The organism is Cupriavidus sp. GW821-FHT02F09, assembly GCF_059421605.1.
Genome location: NZ_JBWKVH010000022.1, coordinates 1 through 19,101, shown reverse-complemented (window position 1 = coordinate 19,101; position 19,101 = coordinate 1). Strand labels below are relative to the sequence as shown.

17 protein-coding genes are annotated in these 19,101 nt (G+C 66.3%); 12 read left to right on the top strand and 5 right to left on the bottom strand.

Translation table 11 applies throughout. The features are described 5' to 3' along the window. The first annotated feature begins 346 nt into the window (after nt 1-346). From AC07XB_RS22825 to AC07XB_RS22815, 3 genes are all read left to right on the top strand, one after another. Entirely contained in the window at nt 347-2,401 is a 2,055-nt protein-coding gene (locus tag AC07XB_RS22825) for an ATP-binding protein (RefSeq protein ID WP_492830023.1), read from the top strand. Beyond that, nucleotides 2,398-4,044, top strand: a complete 1,647-nt coding sequence (locus AC07XB_RS22820) for an EAL domain-containing protein (RefSeq protein WP_492371867.1) — start codon at nt 2,398-2,400, stop codon at nt 4,042-4,044. Before AC07XB_RS22825 ends, AC07XB_RS22820 begins: the two co-directional genes overlap by 4 nt. Nucleotides 4,045-4,492: 448 nt before the next feature. Next, entirely contained in the window at nt 4,493-4,669 is a 177-nt protein-coding gene (locus AC07XB_RS22815; protein ID WP_492371866.1) for a CsbD family protein, read from the top strand. Nucleotides 4,670-4,768: 99 nt separating this feature from the next. On the opposite strand, the gene AC07XB_RS22810 is transcribed toward AC07XB_RS22815, so the two are convergent. After that, on the bottom strand, nt 4,769-4,951 hold the full coding sequence (locus tag AC07XB_RS22810; RefSeq protein ID WP_492371865.1) for a hypothetical protein: 183 nt from the start codon (nt 4,949-4,951) through the stop codon (nt 4,769-4,771). A 407-nt stretch (nt 4,952-5,358) separates the two neighbouring features. Between AC07XB_RS22810 and AC07XB_RS22805 the strand changes: the two genes are divergently transcribed. After that, the gene (locus AC07XB_RS22805; protein WP_492371864.1) at nt 5,359-6,066 is read left to right on the top strand and encodes a phosphoribosyltransferase; all 708 of its coding nucleotides are present in this window, start codon (nt 5,359-5,361) and stop codon (nt 6,064-6,066) included. A 28-nt stretch (nt 6,067-6,094) separates the two neighbouring features. Here the strand turns inward: AC07XB_RS22805 and AC07XB_RS22800 are convergent, their stop codons facing one another. Genes AC07XB_RS22800 through AC07XB_RS22785 form a run of 4 tightly spaced genes read right to left on the bottom strand, consistent with a single transcriptional unit; the run spans nt 6,095 to nt 9,766 of the window. Next, nucleotides 6,095-6,607 carry a LeuD/DmdB family oxidoreductase small subunit gene (locus tag AC07XB_RS22800; RefSeq protein ID WP_492371863.1) on the bottom strand — a complete coding sequence of 171 codons (513 nt, stop codon included), beginning with the start codon at nt 6,605-6,607 and terminating at the stop codon, nt 6,095-6,097. Further along, nucleotides 6,604-7,911: a 3-isopropylmalate dehydratase large subunit gene (locus AC07XB_RS22795; protein ID WP_492830024.1), complete on the bottom strand. Its 1,308-nt coding sequence runs from the start codon at nt 7,909-7,911 to the stop codon at nt 6,604-6,606. The genes AC07XB_RS22800 and AC07XB_RS22795 overlap by 4 nt, the downstream gene beginning before the upstream one ends. Next, on the bottom strand, nt 7,908-8,936 hold the full coding sequence (locus AC07XB_RS22790) for a tripartite tricarboxylate transporter substrate binding protein (RefSeq protein ID WP_492830026.1): 1,029 nt from the start codon (nt 8,934-8,936) through the stop codon (nt 7,908-7,910). Before AC07XB_RS22790 ends, AC07XB_RS22795 begins: the two co-directional genes overlap by 4 nt. Before the next feature lie 50 nt (nt 8,937-8,986). Further along, nucleotides 8,987-9,766, bottom strand: coding sequence for a GntR family transcriptional regulator (locus AC07XB_RS22785; protein ID WP_253928545.1), 780 nt, complete (start codon nt 9,764-9,766; stop codon nt 8,987-8,989). 661 nt (nt 9,767-10,427) lie between these two features. On the opposite strand from AC07XB_RS22785, the gene AC07XB_RS22780 reads away from it, so the two are divergent. The 8 genes from AC07XB_RS22780 (at nt 10,428) to AC07XB_RS22745 (ending at nt 18,952) form a co-directional block, all read left to right on the top strand. Continuing rightward, nucleotides 10,428-11,876 carry a hypothetical protein gene (locus AC07XB_RS22780; RefSeq protein ID WP_492371860.1) on the top strand — a complete coding sequence of 483 codons (1,449 nt, stop codon included), beginning with the start codon at nt 10,428-10,430 and terminating at the stop codon, nt 11,874-11,876. A 196-nt stretch (nt 11,877-12,072) separates the two neighbouring features. Beyond that, nucleotides 12,073-12,522, top strand: a complete 450-nt coding sequence (locus tag AC07XB_RS22775; RefSeq protein WP_492371859.1) for a hypothetical protein — start codon at nt 12,073-12,075, stop codon at nt 12,520-12,522. Further along, a complete protein-coding gene (locus AC07XB_RS22770) occupies nt 12,519-13,214 on the top strand; it encodes a C39 family peptidase (protein ID WP_492371858.1) in 696 nt (231 codons plus the stop codon). The genes AC07XB_RS22775 and AC07XB_RS22770 overlap by 4 nt, the downstream gene beginning before the upstream one ends. A 10-nt stretch (nt 13,215-13,224) precedes the next feature. Continuing rightward, a complete protein-coding gene (locus tag AC07XB_RS22765; RefSeq protein ID WP_492830028.1) occupies nt 13,225-14,472 on the top strand; it encodes a hypothetical protein in 1,248 nt (415 codons plus the stop codon). A gap of 107 nt (nt 14,473-14,579) precedes the next feature. Continuing rightward, nucleotides 14,580-16,016, top strand: coding sequence for an acetate kinase (locus AC07XB_RS22760; protein WP_492830030.1), 1,437 nt, complete (start codon nt 14,580-14,582; stop codon nt 16,014-16,016). A gap of 246 nt (nt 16,017-16,262) precedes the next feature. After that, nucleotides 16,263-16,775, top strand: a complete 513-nt coding sequence (locus AC07XB_RS22755) for a DUF1269 domain-containing protein (RefSeq protein WP_492371855.1) — start codon at nt 16,263-16,265, stop codon at nt 16,773-16,775. 249 nt (nt 16,776-17,024) lie between these two features. Continuing rightward, on the top strand, nt 17,025-18,161 hold the full coding sequence (locus AC07XB_RS22750) for an ABC transporter substrate-binding protein (RefSeq protein WP_492813440.1): 1,137 nt from the start codon (nt 17,025-17,027) through the stop codon (nt 18,159-18,161). Nucleotides 18,162-18,184: 23 nt separating this feature from the next. Beyond that, nucleotides 18,185-18,952, top strand: coding sequence for an SDR family oxidoreductase (locus AC07XB_RS22745; RefSeq protein ID WP_183034760.1), 768 nt, complete (start codon nt 18,185-18,187; stop codon nt 18,950-18,952). Nucleotides 18,953-19,101: the final 149 nt, after the last annotated feature.

Below are 19,101 nucleotides of genomic sequence, written 5' to 3'. Positions count from 1 at the left end.
GGCTGCGGCGTTACGTATCGTATTGTTTTCATTATTCTTCGGAAAGCTGCCTAAGCGCAACTTAATGCCAGGAAAACACGCAATTATGATAAAGCCTCGCTGAACCGTTGAAGTTAACGCTTCGCGATGCACCTGGCCGGCTACGCCGGATATCCCGGGGCGATGGGCCAGTGCGAGCGGACTGGCGCAGCCGAATAGATCATACTGTGAAGTTTTGCCGCAAGCAGGCTGCCTTCAGGCAGCGGCACCCGGGGGGTGCGCGGGGCGCACGCACGCGCTGACTAGTATCGAAGGCTGCGATTCACGGCTGTGATGAACAATATATTCGTTTTTTGGTAGCTTTCCCATGAGGCTGGAAATCTACCGACAGGTATTGGCAGGTGCGCATCGCTCCGCGAGACGCCCGTTCTGGTCAGGCATTGTCATCGTGGCCTGCATCTGGTGCGCGCTCGCCGGCTTGGGGCTATGGGACCGCGCGGCCGAATTGCGGCACGTGCATGCCGGCCTGGCCCGCGTGGCCGGGCTGCTCGGCGAGCACGCCGAGCGCACGCTGGCCGAGGCCGACCAGATCGCATCGCTCGTTGGTGGCGCCGTGGTGGAGCGCGGGCCCGCGCTGCCGCTGGCGCAATGGAAGCGTGGCGGCTACCTTGCCGTCGCCCCCTTTCTCGAAGTATCCGTGCTCGACCGCGCCGGCAGGCTGCGCGCATCCACCAGCGCGGGCTTCGAGTCGGCGGACCTGAGCGACCGCCAGTATTTCCGCGTGCACGAGAGCCGCGCGCTGCCGTCGCTGTATGTCGGCATGCCCCTTGTCGGGCGTGTCAGCGGCCACTGGTCCATGCCATTGTCCCGGGGCATCGTGGGCGCCAAGGATGGCCGCTTCTCGGGCGTGGTGGTGGTGTCGCTCGACCCCGGCTACCTGTCGAGGGTCTACGCCAAGGCGGGCCTGGGGGAGTCCGGCACCGTGCTGCTGGCGGGCACGGACGACTTCGTGGTGCGCGCGCGCTGGAGCCAGGAAAGCAGCCAGCCGGGTCAGGTGCTGATGCCCGGCTCCGCGTTGCGCGGGGTGCTGGCCAGCGCGCAGGACAGCCTCATCACAGCCGTTGGCGGGTTGGATGGCGTTCGCCGTATCTACGCTATCCAGCGCTTGCCCGGGCGCAATCTCGCGGTGCTGGCAGGCATCAGCAGCGATGCGGCCCTTGCCAGCTATCACGACCGCTTGCGCGCCGGGATCGCGATCGCCGGCATGGTCACCGTGCTGGTGATGTTCTTCCAGGTCAGGCAGTTCATCGCGGTCGGCCAGCTCGCCGCGCTGGCCGACCGCGAGACCGTGGTGCGCGATATCCTGGCCGAGAAGAAGCAGCATTTGCGCGGGCTGTTTCTGGCCATGCCCGACGGTGTGGCGGTGTTTGGCCGCGATCGTGTGATCGACGAGACCAATACCGCGCTGTGCGAACTGCTGGGCGTGTCGTTGTCGCGGCTGCGCGGCGCCACGCAGCGCGAGTTTGTCCACTGGCTCTACCGCGGCCGGCGTGCGGCGCGGCAGGCCTGCCGCGCCGAGCAGCTCCTGGCGGAGCTGGACCGGGCTGAGCCGGCCGGGGAGTTCGCCGGCATCGTCGAGTTCGACATGGCGGTGTCGCCCGCCTACGAGGTGCGCATCGTGCATGCGGCCAGCGGCGGCGGCCTGGTGCTGGTGCTGCGCGACGTGACGACGCAACTGCGCCATGACCGCATGAAATCCCATTTTGTCTCCGCGGCCGCGCACGAGCTCAAGGCGCCCGTGGCGGGCATTGCCGGCTATGCCGAACTGCTGAGTGCCGATGTGGTGCCGGTGGAGCGGCGCAGCGGTATTTATCATGCCATCCACGCCCGTGCCGGCCAGCTCAATGCGCTGTTGTCCGACCTGCTCGACCTGGCCCGCATCGAAGCGCGCAGCAGCGGCATGCTCGAGCGTGAACGCGTGGAGGTAGCCACGCTCGTGCGCGAGACGGTGGCGGGCGAGTTCACCGAAGCGGGCAGGGTGCGCGTGATCGATGCCGGCATGCCGCTGCACGTTTTGGCGGACCGCGCGCAATTGACACAGGCGGTACGCAACCTGATAGAAAATGCGCTGAAGTATTCAGACGGGAAAGACGAAGTTACCGTCACGGTCGAGCCGCTGCCGCTAGAGCAGGAAAAGGTCTCGGTCAGGGTCGAGGATCGGGGTATCGGCATGACGAAGGAAGAAGCGGGCATGGCGTTCGACAATTTTTACCGGGCCAACCGGCAGGGCAATGCAACGGGGAACGGCCTGGGCCTGGCGATCGTGCGCGAGATCGTGGCGGTGCATCAGGGGCAGATCACGCTTGCCAGCGAGATCGGCAAGGGCACCGTCGTCACCCTCAGCCTGCCGGCGGCAATATGAAGCGCTGTCTGCGGGGAGAAGCCGGCCGCGCCGGGGCGCGGCGGCCCGCCTTGCTGGCGGCGTTGCTTGCCACCGGCCTGGCACTATGGCTGGTCGCGATGCTGGCCGCGCACGATGCGCGCGAGCGCGTGGAGCGCATGGCGTCGGCGGTGCGTGACAACCTGGAACTCGCGCTGGCCGATACGCTTGACATTGCCTACCAGGACCGTGCGTTGGTGGGCGCACCCTGCCGCCGCGTGGCGCGCCAGTTGCAGGAGCAGGGTGCCTATACCGCCTATATCCGCGATGTGGTGCTGGTGGCGCGCGGCATGCGCTATTGCTCGGCGGTGCGCGGCGAGATCGCGACCCCCCTGGGCGAGCTGCTGAACTGGCAGCCCGGGTTGCAGTACCTCCTTGCCAAGCCCCCTCGCGGTGGCAGCATGGCGCTTGCCGTGTTCTTAGGCACTGCCCCGGGCGGCGGCGTGCTTGTCTGGGTGGAGGGGCGTTACCTGGCCGACATGGTGCAGTCGGCGGGCAAGCTGGGATTTCCCGGTATCGAGATCGAGGTGGCGGGCAGGCGTTTCATGCTCAACGGCGGCGTTGGTGGCGAGTTGGGCGGCGCGGGCGAGCACGCCGGTGCCCCAGCCCTGGTGCGGCGTGATGACGCCGGGCAGGGCGCGCATGGCATTGTCGATATCCGGCCACTGACGGGACACCCGATCACCGTCATCGCGAGCGCGCCGCACAGCCTGATGCTGCATGAGAGCCTCAAGTACATGGTGCTGCCACCGCTGGCCGCAGGCATCGCCGCGCTGGTGGTGCTGGGGCTGCATTCGCGCCGGGCGGCGCGCCGCTCCTTTGCCGCGGAGCTGCAGCGCGGGCTGCGCAACGGCGAGTTCGTGCCTTACTACCAACCGGTGGTCGATCTGGAGAGCGGGCTATGCACGGGGCTGGAAGTGCTGGCACGCTGGGCGCACCCGCGGCGCGGCTTGCTCGAGCCGGAGCATTTCATCCAGGCCATCGAGCAACAGCATCTGGCGGTCGCGCTGACGCTGAACCTGATCCCCCGCGTGCTGCGCGATCTGGAGTCGCTGGCGTTGCCGCCCGCGTTCCATCTCGCCTTCAACGTCTCCAGCGAGCACTTCGACGACGCGGGCTTCTGGGCCGAAGACTCGCCGCTGTTCGCGCTGCTGCGGGCCAACGTGACCCCGGTGCTGGAAATCACGGAGCGCGATGCCGTCTCGCTGGTGGAGCACCAGCGCAGCGCGATCCAGCGCGCCAAGGCGCGCGGCATCAAGCTGGCGGTGGACGACTTCGGCACCGGCTACTGCGGGCTGGCCTACTTCAAGCAGTTCGAGGTGGACTTCCTCAAGCTCGATCGCATCTTTGTGCAGGCCGATCCTGGCGACAAGGTGAGCGGCCAGATCGTCGACGTTACCATCAACTTTGCGCACGCCCTGGATCTGGCGGTGGTGGCTGAAGGCATCGAATGCGAGGCGCAGCGCGCGTGGCTGGCGGGCAAGGGCGTGCGCCTGGGGCAGGGCTATCACTTCGCGCGCCCGCTGACGCGGGCCGGGCTATGCGAGTGGCTGCCCGCGCATCTCGAGCGCGGCGCGCCGGCAGCGTTGCCTGGCGGCAGCCTGGGTGTGCCGGAGTGCGTCTGATCCTGTTTCGTCGGATCGGTTTTTTGCGCAAATATGAAACATCACCCCTGTTTTTAATTGATAAAAATGATATAGAATCCGCGTGTAGCCTTACTTTCCCCGTCGGGCTATGCGCCTCCCTGCTGGAATCTCCTTGCCGGCCAGCGCCTCGTGTTCCCACGCGAGGCGCTCTTTTGATTTCCCTGTTGATTTCCCTGTTGATTTCCCTGTCTCCCCGGACGGCCGTGCCTCATTCGCGCGTCAATCCCGGACGCGTGCGCATTCGCCTGGGCATTCGTCCTACAGGGCTTACAGCCGCCGCCTGACACGCAAGGCCGCCGCGACTGCCTAAGCTGATTTCAGCGCCCTCCTGTCCATGCATGTGGGCACGGCGCGGGCACGGCGAGATTGCCGGCTCGCCGCTGGAGGGCGATTCATTCCTGTACCGTCGCTAAAACTGGAGCTGACCATGAACAAGGATCAAGTGAAGGGCCGTATCGAGGAAGCCAAGGGCAAGGTGAAGGAAGTTGCCGGGAAGGTGACCGGCAGCGCCAGCACCGAGATCAAAGGCAAGGCGGAGCAGATCGCCGGCAAGACGCAGGCCGCTTATGGTGATGCCAAGCAAGACGCCAAGCGTACCCGCTAACGCGTGAGCGCAATGGCGCAATGGAAAACGCCGCGGATGGCCGGGGTCACGCGACTCCGGGCATCCGCGGCGTTGCCGCATTCAGCGGTTCAGAGCGGCTCAGCTGAAGCACTCGTTGTAGAAGCGAGTGGCGGCGCCCACCGGTCGAAACGTATACGGCAGCTCGGCAAGTGCCGCCGCGTCGAGCGAGCCGTATGGGATATCGAGGCCGAGGCCGCTGGCGTCAGTGACTGCCTGTTCCTTGCGCTGGGTGTCGTGCGTGGATTTGTGATGTGTGCTCATGTGCGTTCTCGCTGAGTCTGACGGGCGTGCCACGCGGTGATGCCTCGTAGCTGGCGCTGGTGAAATGGCGATTCCTGCGGCTGCCATCGGTACCGGCCATCTTAGCTAAACGTGCCAGAAAGATAATCCGGCCCTGGCAAAATACACTGTTGCGCAATCCCATCCAATGGCGCGCTGGCCGAGGCGCCGCCAGCACGTGGCGCGGTGATCGGACATGCACGGTGCCTTAGCCGTCCCATCCTGCTTTCCTTTCCGGATTCCTTTCCCCATCTCGATTCGCCGGCCTTATCGGTCTATATTTGGCTAGTGCACGCGCACGCCGCGTTGCCTCGCTGCCGTGAGCGCGTGCCGGCACCGCTGCAGCACTGGCCTGCCCCGGCCCGACCGACCCTCTGCAGGAGCCAGCCATGTCACGCTTCCCGCCATTGCCGCCGTGCTTTGCCGATCGCCGCGAAGCCGGGATCTTTCTTGGACGGCACCTGGCGGAACGCGGCTTTGGCGCCGCTGCGGCTGGCGAGGCGCCGTTGGTGCTGGCGCTGCCGCGCGGCGGTGTGCCGGTTGCCTTCGAGGTGGCGCGGATCCTCGAGGGACGGCTCGATATCCTGCTGGTCCGCAAGATCGGCGCTCCCGGCTATCCCGAGCTGGCGCTGGGCGCGGTGGTGGAGGGCGACGCCGCTGGCAGTGCGCCGCTGACGGTGGCAAACGACGATCCCTGGACGCGCCGCGCACGCGACAGCGGTGCGTTCGATGCCGAGCGCGGCCGCCAGCTCGACGAGATCGGGCGGCGGCAGCAGCGCTATCGCGGTGGTGCGTCCGTGCCGGCCATGGCTGGGCGCACCGTGATCGTGGTGGACGATGGCGTGGCAACCGGCGCCACCATGCGCGCCGCGCTGGAGGGCGTGCGCCGGGCGCAGGCAAAGCGGGTGGTGGCGGCCGTGCCAGTTGCCTCCATCGAGGGCGAAGCCGGCCTGCGCGCCTCGGCGGACGAGGTGATCTGCCTGAACGTGCCAGCCAGCTTTGGCGCCGTCGGCGCGTTCTACCTGGATTTCAGGCAGACCACCGATGAGGAAGTGATGGCCTTGCTGCGCCAGTTCGCCTGCTGGCGCCCTGCTTGAGGTTGCGCTGCTGCCTGTGCGGGCGCCTTTAGCGCTGCGCCGCCAGCCTGGCCCGCAAATGCGGCACCAGCCCGCCGGCCTGCAGCAAGGCACGCAGGAATTCGGGGATCGGCTCGCAAGCCACGCGCTTGCCATCGGGCAGCATCAGGCAAGCCTGCTCGAGCTCGAGCCGCGCCGTGCCGCCATCCACCAGGCGCGTGACATCGGGGCAGATCAGCGCCGGCAGGCCCAGATTGATCGCATTGCGGTAGAAAAGGCCAGCGAAAGACGGCGCAATCACCGCGGCCAGGCCGAGATGGCGCAGTGCCTGCGGCGCCTGCTCGCGCGAGGATCCCACGCCAAAATTACGCCCGGCCACCAGCAGGTCGCCGGGGCGCACCGTGGCTGGAAACTCGGGACGCAGCCCGGCCAGGCAGTGGCGGGCAATCTCTTCGACACCCCCCTTCATATGGGCGCCGGGTGCCATCTGGTCGGTATCCACGTTGTCGCCAAAGCGCCAGATCCGGCCGCCCGGAAGGGGGGGGATGGGGGCTGGGCTCATGGCAGCAACCCGCGCGGGTCGGTGATGCTTCCGGTGACGGCGGACGCCGCCACGGTCAGCGGCGAAGCCAGCCAGACCGCGCTGCCGCTCTCGCCCATGCGGCCGGCAAAATTGCGCGCGGTCGAGGCGATGGCGCGGCTGTTGGCAGGAAAGCGGGAAGGGCCATAGCCCGCGCACGCGTTGCACGCATTGGGCAGCAATTGCGCCCCGGCATCCAGCAAGATGGCCAGCGTGCCCTCGCTCTCGGCCTGGCGCTGGTCGCGCAGCGAGGCGGGCGCCACCTGCAGCGTGACCCCCGGCGCCACGCGCCGGCCGCGCAGCACGCTGGCAGCCATGCGCAGGTCCTCCAGCTTGGCGCCGGTGCAGGCACCCAGGTAGGCGATGTCCACGCGTTGGCCGGCGGCCTGGTCGACCGGGCCGGTGTTGGCCGGTGAATGCGGCGCGGCCACCTGCGGCGCCAGCGCGGCCGCGTCGAAGCGGTGGTTCGCCAGCACTGGCGCGCCGGGCTCGGTGCGCCAGTGCGAGAGCGCGATGGCGTCGAGCGTCGCGGCGGGCACGCCGGCCTGTGCCAGCCAGGCCCGTGTGGTGGCGTCGGGGGCGATCAGGCCGGTCTGTGCGCCAAGCTCGGCACTCATGTTGGTCAGCGTCATGCGTTCCTGCATGGGCAGGGCCATCACGGCCTCGCCGGTATATTCGATGGCTTCATAGCGGCCGCCGTCCAGTCCCAGCCGGCCGCACAGGAACAGCATGATGTCCTTGGCGCAAACCCCGGCCGAGAGCCTGCCGTCCCATTGCAGGCGGATGGTATGCGGCACGCGCAACCAGATCTCGCCGGTGGCCAGCACGCCAGCCATCTCCGTCGCGCCGATGCCGAACATATAGGCCCCGAACGCGCCGCCGGTGGGGCTGTGGCTATCGCCGCCCACGATGAAGCGTCCCGGCAGCACGTGGCCGTGTTCGGGCAATACCAGGTGGCAGATGCCTTCGCCGTCGATGAAGTGGGGCAGGCACGCCTCGCGGACCCAGTCGCGGGTGAAGCGCACGATGGCCTCTGCCTCGGGATCGGCCGCGGGCAGGTAGTGATCGGTCACCACCACATAGCGCTCCGGGTCCCACACTTTGGCGCCCAGTTCGCGCAGCAGCGGCGCTACCCGGCGCGGGCCGCTGGAATCGTGCGACATGGCCAGGTCCACCCGGCACGTCACGATGGTGCCCGGCGTGACCGTCTCCAGGCCGGCAGCCCGGGCAACCAGCTTCTGCGCCAACGTGGCCGGGGTGTGGGCGGGCCCGGCAAGCGGTCTCATTCCGGCGTGGCTCCCGAATACTTGACCACCTTGGCCCAGCGCTTGATGTCATTGCGCACGAAAGCGGCAAAGGCCTCCGGCGAATTGCCGACCGGCTGCGCGCCGTCGAGCTCCAGGCGCTTGTGCACCGCGGGCGCTTCAAGGCCCTTGCGGGCAGCCTGGTATAGCGCCTGCAAGACGTCCGGCGGCAGGCCGGCGGGGCCGAACAGGCCGAACCAGGCGCTGGACTCGAACCCCTTGACGGTGGCGCCGATCGGCGCGACGCCGGGGAACTGCGGCAGCGGCGCCGGGCTGGTGACGCCAAGCACCTTGAGTTTCCCGCTCCTGACGTGCGGGAGCACATTGAAGGTACTGGCGAACATCAGGTCGACCTGGCCCGAGAGCAGGTCGGTAATGGCCGGCGCAGTGCCCTTGTAGGGGATGTTGACGATGTAGGTGTTCGTCATCATCTTGAACATGTCGCCGGCCAGGTGCACGGACGAACCCACCGAGCCGATCGCAAAATTCAGCTTGCCGGGCTTGCTCTTGGCCAACTGGATCAATTCCGGGATGTTATTCGCGGGCAGGCTCGGCGTGGCAACCAGCACGCTGGGGACAGTCGCCACCAGCGTGATCGGCGTGAAATCCTGGGCCGGGTCGAAGGGCAGCTTCTTGTACAGCGTGGCGTTGATGGTGTGGCTGGTGAAGCTCATCAGCAAGGTGGTGCCGTCGGGTGCGCTCTTGGCGACCAGGTCGGCGGCGATATTGCCGCCGGCACCCGGGCGGTTTTCCACCAGCACGGGCTGGTCCAGCTCCCGGGACATTTCCTGGGCGATGGTGCGCGCCAGCGTGTCCGTGGTGCCTCCGGCGGGCGCGCCCACCAGGATGCGGATGGGTTTGCGTCCGGCCACCTGGGCGCGCGTCGACGGCGCCTGCGCAAGCAAAGCAAGGCTGGCGGCGGCGCCGAGCAGCCCGCGCATTGCCTTGCGGCGCGAGGGGTGTGTGAGCGCTTGGGAGCGTGGTCGGCCCATGCGGGGAGCAGGCATCGCGGTTTCCTTCCAGGAAGATCGTGAGCGTGCAGTATCGCTTGCTTTTCTTACTCGCGCAGCCCCGTCCGTGCTTCGCGCTCCACCCACACGTTGGCGCTGTCGCCACCTGCGGGAGAGAGCTCCATGCGGTACTCGTAGCGGTCCGGACGGTATTGGCCTAGCAGGAATTGCACCGGGCGGCCAGCCTTGTCCAGCACCACGCGGCGCACCGCCAGCAGCGCACCGCCTACCGGCACGTCCAGCAACGGCGCTACCACCACGTCGGCCAGCCGGGCCGAGAGCGTCTGGCTGGCGCGCCCAAGCTGCACGCCCGCAGCCTCGAGCAGGCGCAGCATTGGCGTGATCTCGAGATCCTTGCGATTCAGGCCGCGGCCCAGGTCGGCCGGCAGATAGGCTGTGATGTGCGACAGAGGGCGGCTGCCGTAATGACGCACGCGCACCACCTTGACCACCGGGTCGCCCGGCTGCAGGCCAAGCGCTTCGGCGACTTCCGGGGTGGCATGCACATCGTCGATCGAGATCACCTTGACCGAGGTCTTCTGGCCCATGTCGATGATGTTGTCGAGCAGGCTGCCGGGCCGGTCGCCGAGCGTGACCGGCTTGATCGGATGCGGGTTGACGAAGGTGCCAAGGCCACGGTGACGGCGTACCAGACCCTCCTGCACCAGGCGGTCGAATACGCGCCGCATGGTCACGCGCGAGGCGTGAAACTGCTTGGCGAGGTCGATTTCACCGGGCAAGGGGCCTTGACCAAAGCGGCCTTCCACGATCTGTTGGCGTAGTACCACGTAAATCTGGTGATACAGGGGAACGACGGCTTCACTCATGGTTTCCCTTGTGATTGGGCGACAGGTTTGAATTAGCCTTAATGTACTTTAAATCAGACATAGAGCCTAGTCATGTTGCCATATGTTGCTTATTAGTTACTTAAACGTTGCGAAGGCGTTGCGCGCGCGCACCGCATAGGCAGCATGCAGCGCAATCTCCATACATTAAGGCCACTGCCCGGCAGGCAACACATGCCGTGCCGGACTGCAGCGGCCGGGTGTCATCCGAAGGTTTGAGACCCGTCGCGAGCGACGACCAGTGCACCGGCAGCGAGGCGTGTTTCATTCGCGATACAGCGCCTGCGGCCAAGGGTTTTCCTTAGGAACCCCGCTAAAGGCCTGATAGCAGGGGATTTTCGCCTGTCCCGGGGAAAGCCTGGCCATGCGATGCGTCCGGCCGTGTCACAGCCGTGTGACATGTCGTGTGCGGTTCACAGCGGCGGCGTCCGCGACTGTCCTCAGGAAGCTAGAAAAAGGCTGATTGGATGGCTTTGTAGCCCTTGTGTTTCAAGGGATTACGGGATTTGAACCGCTCCCTGGCACTGATTATGCGCAATGAGAGGCTGGTTTGGCGGAATGCCGGACCTGAGCCTTTAGCCGGCGTTCTCCCCGAGTGCCGGAGCGAGGCTGAGCCGCTGTGACATCCTCCTGGGAGCTTTGTATGAAAAAGACCTTACTTGCGTCGGCGATTGCTTTAGCCCTTGGGGCTGGCGGTCAGGCCTGGGCCAATCCGACGAACAACAATAGCGCGAAATCAGATGGCAGCAACACACAAACGGCCACTGCAACTTCAACTCAGTCCGGTAGTGGCGCTGCGGCAAACGAGAACTCCACGGCGTGGCAGGATTCCAGCACTCACACCAAGGTAGACACCAAGACCTCGACCAAGAACACCACCGTTACCAAGACCAACGCCGATAACAAGGGCAAGGTCACCTTCGACGCTGGCTATGGCAACGCTGGCGCCAACAACGGCAGCACGGCCACCGCCAACTTCAGCAACTCCTTCAACAGTAGCAAGGCCATCGCAATCAGCAAGCTATCTGGCTCGGTGAGCGGCATCTCGATCGGCAATATCGGCAACGTTGCCACCAACAACGGCAACGCCAATGGCGGCGCCGGTGGCAAGGGCGGCGCTGGATATGGCGGCACCGGCAAGGGCGGCACTGGTGGCAACGGTGGCAACAGCGGCAATGGCGGCAACGGCGGCAGCGGCGGTTCGGCTACCAATGGCAGCGCCACTGCAGGCTATGCCTCCAACGGCAGCGCCAATGCGGGCGACGGCGGCAATGGCGGCAAGGCCGTTGGCTGGGGCGGCGACGGCGGCAACGCCAAGGCGTCTGGTGGCGATTCGCTCGCTGGCAGTGCTGGCCTGGGTGGCAAGGGCGGCAGTGTCTACAGTGACGGCGGCGGCGCGCTCGGCGCGGCAAAGACGGGCAGCGGCGGCAAGGGCGGCAGCGCCGGTAGTGACGGCGGTGGCGCGCTTGCGGCAAGCGTTGGCGTCGGCGGAGACAGCAAAGCCAAGGGCAACAATGGAAGTGGTGGCAACGGCAGTGCCGGTACGGCTACTGCGACCGGTGGCGCCGCATCGGCATCGGGTGGCGCCGGTGGCTCCAGTGGCGCTGGCACGGCTGTGGCTACCGGCGGTGCAGCCGGCGGCACGGGCGGCGCAGGCGGCTCGGGTAGCGGCGGCGCGGCGACCTCTACTGCCGGCGCAGCCACTGGCACGGGCGGCGCGGGCGGTGCCCAAACCAGCGTGGCCGGCAACGGCGGTGCAGGCGGTAGCGCGACCAATGGCGGCGCATCGACCATGGCCAGCAACGGTAGCGCAACGGCCGGCAACGGCGCGGTTGGCGCGGCATCCGGCGCCGGTGGCGCTGGCGGCGTGGGCATGGGCGGCACCGGTGGTACCGGCAATGGCGCAGTGGGCGGAGCCGGCGGTGCCGGCGGTAGCAACTCTGTCAATGCTGGCACCTTCAATATGTCCAACACCATGACCAGCGTTGGTCAGTCGGCGGCGGGCATCATGATCGCCAACCAAAACAGCGGCTTCGCTTCGCTGGTGCAACAAAGCGTCAACGTCCAGGCCAACCTGGCGGTCGGCAAGTAAGGCAAGTGCGCGGTGGTGGCGCGCGCAGCGGGTGGATGGCCCGCGCGCACGTCCCGCCGGCACGGCTTGACTCCGGCAACTTAGGGCATTCCGGCGCGTTGTTCGTGTCCGGGATGCCCATTCGACGAAGAGTCCACTCGTCTCTTGTGTGAGCGTCAGGATGGGGACGCCAAACAGAAGGCTGAAGGAGACACCAATGCGATCGGTCCGCTCCGCTGTCATCGCGATGACGGCAGCAATCCTGGTTTGGCCTGGCCTGCAGGCCTACGCCGAGCCGCAGCCCGCGGGGCCATCTGCCGCAGTGCCTGCGGTCAACACCGGCACCGCCACGGAACACAGTGCGGCGGCACCGGACCAAACACCTCCCGCGACCGCGCGTGAGCGCGGCGTTCTCGCCGGTCTTGGCAAGCCTGTCGGCAGCGACAAACTGCAGGATATCCGTGGCGGCTCCGAGCTCGTGGTCAATGACATGCGTCTGGCCGGCACGGTGGCGGACAACAGCGCCAACCGTGTGATCAGCGGCTCCAACAGCATTGCCGAAGGGTCTTTCGCCAGTGCCGCGGGTTTGCCTACCGTGATCCAGAACACGGGTTCCAATGTGCTGATCCAGAACGCGACCATCATTAACGTCCAGTTCAAGCCATGACGCTGCGCAAGCTGCTTTTGCAGGCTACGCTGCTGCTGGTTTCGGCCAGCGCACCGCTGGCCTGGGCCGACTACGCCGTCGTCACGGGCGATGGCGGCAACTACTACAACGTACGGGTGACCAGCCTCAAGGAGGCGCGGTACAAGACCACCATTCGCCAGCAATACGACTTTAGTTGCGGCTCCGCCGCCGTGGCGACGCTGCTCACCTACCAGTATGGCTATCCGGTCAATGAGCAGACAGTGTTCCAGAACATGTACGTCAACGGCGACCAAGCCAAGATCCGGCAGGAGGGCTTCTCGCTGCTGGATATGAAACGCTTCCTGGAGTCGCGCGGCTTCCTGGCCGACGGCTATGAATTGCCGCTTTCCAAGCTGGAGGAAACCCAGATCCCGGCCATCGTGCTGGTGATCGAGAATGGCTACCACCATTTCGTCGTGGTCAAGGGCGTGCATGGCAACCGCGTGCTGGTCGGAGATCCGGCGCTGGGCACGCGCGCGCTGTCGCGCGAGCACTTCGAGCAGATCTGGGACAGCCATTTGCTGTTCGTGATTCACAACCGCGAGGAATCGGCGCGGTTCAATCTCGCAGCCGATTGGCGCATCGCGCCAAGCGGCCCTTATTCGATGGGCATCAACCGGGATAGTCTGTTCTTCACCGTCATGCCTTCGCATGGCGGTAGCGATTTCTAAGGAACGTACCATGTTCCAGACATCCTCAAAGCCAGCGCAGCGCCGCCGCGGCGGGGCCGGTTCGGCCACCGCAGTGGTGTTGCTGGGCGCTGGCCTGGCCTGCGCCGGGCAAGCGCGGGCCGACGAAGGCACCGGGATCGAGGCGCTCGGCTCGCATAGCGCGTCCGGCGCCGCCGGCCTTGCCGCAGCGCCGGCCGTGCCGGAGCAAACCGATAACCGGACCGATAACCCTTACCTGGCTGCCGCGCTCGGCAGCATGGCCGGCCGGACGCCGGCCCAGCAAGAACCCATTGCGGCGCCCCTGGCGGACCACCCCGCCGAAGTCGCGCTGGATCCCACGACAGATAGCAGCGGCGCGCTCGAGGCCGCATCCGAGCCATCCGGGCCATCCGCTCCATCGGATACCAAGGATCTCCAGGCCGCGGCACCACCGCCGGCGGCGCAGGCCGACACGGTTGCCTGGAAGCCGGTGGCGGACAAACACCTGCAAGACCTGCGCGGCGGCTTTGCCGCAGCCGCGCGGCCGGCCGCCGATGCGTCCGGCGACCCCGCCATCGCGAGGCCTGAAGCCGTGCGCGCGCAAGCACCGGCACCGCAGGTGCACGCGGCTCGCACCACCATGGCGAGCTGGAAACCCGTGGCGCAGGAGCGCCTGGATGACCTGCGTGGCGGCTTCGACGTTGGCGGTGGGCTGCAGGTTTCGTTCGGTATCGAACGCTCAGTGCTGATCAACGGTGCATTGGTGGTGTCAACCAGTCTTACTATTCCCGATGTGAGCCGCATCACCGCCGATCAGGCGACACGGTTGGCCGCGGCACTCGGTGTGGCGACCGGCGCCGGGGCGGCGGCGGCCACGGCCGTGGGCAACGCGCTGGCCTCCAATCCCGTGACCGCCGGCACCAGCGGGGCCAACGGCAGCGGCGCAGCAGGAGGCAGCAGTAGCAGTACCGGCACCAGTGCCAGCGCCAGCGCGGGCACCGTGGTGACCAGCCTGCCGGCGACAGCGATCGCGGCGGCCGGTGCCGCGGTAACTACCAACGGCGTCCTGAGCCTGATCCAGAACGGGCCGGGCAATAGCGCCGCGGCGAGCATGCTGGCCGGTGCGCCGGTGACGGTGATTCAGAACACGTTGAACAATCAGTCGATCCAGAACTTGGTGACCATCAACGCAGGGGTTAACACCTTGCAGGCATTCCGCGCCCAGGTGGCCAACGCGACGTTGAACAGTGCATTGCTCAGTGCAGCCGGCAGGCATTGAAGACGGACGACTGGCAGCAAGTTGCGCAAAGAGAGAGAGGCAGTATGGGTTAAGCAGGTTGCGGACTCCTGTGCGAAGTAGTCCGCCGTCCGGGGGAGGAAGGCGAAATGAAAAAAGGGTCGCTGCGAGGCATCCGTCAGGCCGGGTGTTCGACATTGCTGTTGCTGAGCGGGATGGCACAGGGCCAGACCCCACCCGACGAAGGACCGGCCGCGGCAAAGCTGGAGGCGCTAAAGCGGGAGGTGACCGAGCAGGCCGCCACCCTGGAGCAGATGAAGCGCTCGATGGCGGAGCAGGAGGCCACCATCCGCGAGTTGCGCAGCGTGCTGGGCACCGACGTGCTGGCGAGAAAGCGCGGCGGCCAGCGTGCGCCTGGCACCGGCGGCGTGACCCCTGGCGATACCGCCACCAATGCCGCTGCCGCCGCTGCCGGCTCGGCGGGCACGCAAGGCTTGCCCAATACCAACAACCTGCCGCAAGCCAGCGACAGTCCCCCTAACAACAACCAGAGCAGTGCGCAGGACAGCACCCAGATGGCTCTCGCCGGCGACGAGCAGCCGGTGGGAAAACCACCCGAAGCCAACACGGCCCCTCCTGCGATCGCGCCGATCTTCGATCAGCCAGGCGTGCTGACACCCGCTGGCAAGCTGGTGGTCGAGCCAAGCTTCCAGTACGGATATTCGTCCAGCAACCGGGTGGCGCTGGTTGGCTACACCATCATCCCCGCGATCCTGATCGGCCTGATCGATGTGCGCGAGGTCAAGACCTCGACCTACATCGAAGCTGTCGCGCTTCGCTACGGCCTCACCAAGCGCCTGGAGATCGAGGCCAAGGTGCCCTACGTGCAGAGTTCCGGCTCGACGATCAGCCGTGAAGTCTTTACCGGCACCGCGGTCGATAACGTCTTCAATGCCAGCGGCAAGGGGCTGGGCGACGTGGAGGCGACCCTGCGCTACCAGATCAACTACGGCAACGAGAAAATGCCGTACTTCATCGGCTGGCTGCGCTACAAATCCGCCACCGGCAAGAGCCCCTTCGATGTGGTGACCGATTGCGTGACGCGCTGCGTGGGCAATACCACCGGCACCGGCCTGCCGCTGGGGCTGCCCACGGGTACCGGCTTCCAGGCGATCCAGCCAGGCATTACGTGGTTGTTGCCGACCGACCCAGCGGTGTTTTTCGGCACCTTCAGCTATCTGCACAATTTCGCTCGGGACAATGTCAGCCGCACGGTACTGAACGGGCAACAGGAGTCGCTTGGCAAGATCGCGCCGGGCGATATCTTCGGCTTCAATTTCGGTATCGGCCTCTCGCTCAACGAGCATGCCTCGTTCAGTATCGGCTACGACCAGAGCATCATCTGGCCGACCAAGCAGAACGGCTCGACGGTGCCGGGCTCGGTGCGGGTGACGCAAGGCACCTTGCTGGTGGGCTATTCCTATCGGTTCAACAGCCGGTACACGCTGAACGTATCGGTCGGCGCCGGGCTGACCACCGACACGCCAAACCTGACGGTAACCGTGCGCTTGCCGATCACATTCTGATGTAAGCCGCGCACACGAACGGGCAGAAAACGGCGCGAGGTGACGCGTGGGCGGCATCGCTGCGATGTTGCCTTGCGCTCCCCCCGCGACTGGCGTACAAATGAAAAAACCCGTCCCCAGGGCGGATACGGATGCACCTCCACCATCTGGCTTGGCTGGCATGGTTGCGTGAAGGCGACTCCGCATGCACACCGCTGCCGGGATAGTCCGAAACGGCCTGACGTGGCCTGAAGCGAGGAGAGAGTCATGCGCAAACGTATCTTCTGGTTGTTGCCCGATCTGGCGAGTGCTCGCCGCACCATGGACGACTTGCTGCTGGCTCGCATCGAGAACAGCCATATCCACTTTGTCGCGCGCGATGGCGCCGATATGAGCGGCTTGCATGAAGCCAACCTGTTCCAGACTTCCGATATCGTCCATGCCGCCGAGATGGGGCTGATGGTGGGCGGTGGCATCGGCATCGTGGCAGGTGCGCTGGTGGCGATGTTCCCGATCGTCAGCGATACCCCGCAATGGGGCCTGGTTGGCGTGCTGGCGGTGCTGGGCGCGGTGTTCGGCGCCTGGGCGTCCAGCATGATCGGCTGCTCCGCGCCCAACAGCCGGCACAAGGCCTTCGAAAAGGACATCGAGGAAGGCAAGATCCTGCTGATGGTGGACGTGCCGCGTGGCCGCGTCGAGGAAATCGAAGCGCTGCTGCAATCGGCCCACCCGGAAGCTCGCTTCGCCGGGCTGGATCCCGCCGTACCCGCTTTTCCCTGAGTTCTCCCTTGCGCTTGCCCTCATCCTGATGGGCAGGACGGTCCCGTTGTCACGCCGAGGCTCGGCGGCCTGAGGGCCGCCTGCCCCGGCGGGCCAGCTCCCGATATTTCCCCAGCCGAGCCCTCCCTCGCCGCTTTTGCAACAGCGATTTGCCGAATCGCCTTGCTTTGAGGTAATTTGCTTGTCGCCGCGCCCATCCGTGGCGCGCATGACAAAGCAAAAGATTCGCAAACGAACGAGGGGTCGGAGATGAAGACAACATGGATGGCGTGCGGCCTGCTGGCCGCCACGCTGGGTGGGCTTGCGCCGCTGGCACAGGCCGAGCAAGGGGTCACCAGGACCACCATCAAGATCGGGCAATCGGCCGGGGTGACCGGGCCGGTGGCGGGCTCGGTCAAGGAGCAGATCGCCGGGGCGCAGGTCTACCTGAAAACGGTCAACGCCAACGGCGGTGTAGGAGGGCGGCGCATCGAGCTGGTGACGTACGACGACGGCTTCGACGCCAAGCGCACGCCCGACAATGTGCGCAAGCTGGTCCAGGAAGACAAGGTGTTCGCGCTCTTCATGGTGCGCGGCACGCCGCAGAACGAAAGCATCCTGCCCATCGTCAACACCGAGAAGGTGCCGCTGGTGGCGCCGCTGACCGGCGCCATCACCTTGCACCGCCCGGTCAACCGCTACGTGTTCAACGTACGCGCCAAGTACCAGGACGAGGTGGCCCGCGCAATCAACCATCTTGCCACCTCGGGCATGACCCGCATCGCCATCTTCTACGCCAACGACGGCTTTGGCCAGGACGTGTTCGAAGGCTTCAGCACCGCGCTGCAGGCGCGTGGCGTGCAGCCGGCGGCCAGTGCCTCGTTTGCGCGCCCGATGGGCGATATCCAGGCCGGTGTCACCGCCATCAACAAGGCCGGCCCGCAAGCGGTGCTGGTCATCGGCTCCGGCTCCGAGGCGGCGCGGCTGATCAAGGAACTGCGCCGCGGCGGCAGCCAGGCGCAGTTCGTCACGCTGTCCAACAACGCTGCCGACTCCTTTATCAAGGAGCTCGGCGAGGATGCGCGCGGCCTGATCATCACGCAGGTGGTGCCAGGCACCAATTCAAGCCAGATGAGCATTGCCAGCGAATACCGCAGCCTGGCGCGGCAGCAAGGCGTGGACCCGAGCAATGCCGGGATGGAGGGTTTCATGTCGGCCAAGGTGCTGGTAGAGGGCTTGCGCCGTGCCGGGCCGGACCTGACGCGCGAGCGGCTGGTCGGCGCGCTGGAGAGCCTGCGCGACTATGACCTCGGCGGCATCCTGATCAGCTACAGCCCGACGCGGCATACGGGTTCGTCGTTTGTCGAAATGTCGATCGTGTCGTCCACCGGCAAGCTGATCCGCTAGGCCCGCTGCGGTATAGTCGCCGCATGGCTACCTTACCTTTTTCCCTCGAAGGCCGCGTGGCGCTGGTCACCGGCGGCGCGCAAGGCCTGGGCCAGGCGATTGCCGCCGGGCTGGCGCAAGCCGGTGCACACGTCATCGTCGCCGCGCGCAACGCCGAGCGCGTGCATGCCGCCGTTGCCGCGCTGGCCGCTGACGGCGGCCGCGCCGAGCCGCTGGTGCTCGACGTCACCGATGCGGCCGCGGTTGACGCCGCCTTCGCCCACATCGATGCCACGCATGGCCGCCTGGATATCCTCGTCAACAACGCCGGCGCGCGCAACCGCAGCAATATGGCGCACCTGGACGCGGCGGACCTGCGCGAGATGCTGGAGACCAACCTGGTGGCGCCTTACGCCTTGTGCCGCCACGCGGCGCAGCTGATGCGGCGCGGGCGCTACGGTCGCATCGTCAATGTCAGCTCGATTGCCGGGCAGGTGGCGCGTGCCAACGATGTGCTGTATCCCGCTACCAAGGGTGGGCTCGATGCGCTGACGCGCGCCATGGCAGCGGATCTCGGGCGCGACGGGGTGACTGTGAATGCGGTTGCGCCCGGGTATTTTGCTACCGAGCCTAATCAGCCGATGGTGGATGACGCTGGCGTTGCCGAGTGGTTGCGGCAGAGGACTGCGCTTGGGAGGTGGGGGCAGCCGGAGGAGATTGCGGGGGCGGTGGTTTTTCTGGCTTCGGGGGCGGCTTCATATGTTACTGGGCATGTTTTGGCGGTGGATGGGGGGTATCTGGCGCATTTTTGATTTTTGATTTTGGGTTGAAACTGCAACTGCAACTTATTAACTTCAAAGTCAAAAGCAACTGCGGTTTCACCTCCCCTGCGGGGCGGCGACTGTGGTGGTCAAGTAAACCTGGACACTTTCTCAGGCAGCTTCCACCTTTAAATCCTCGT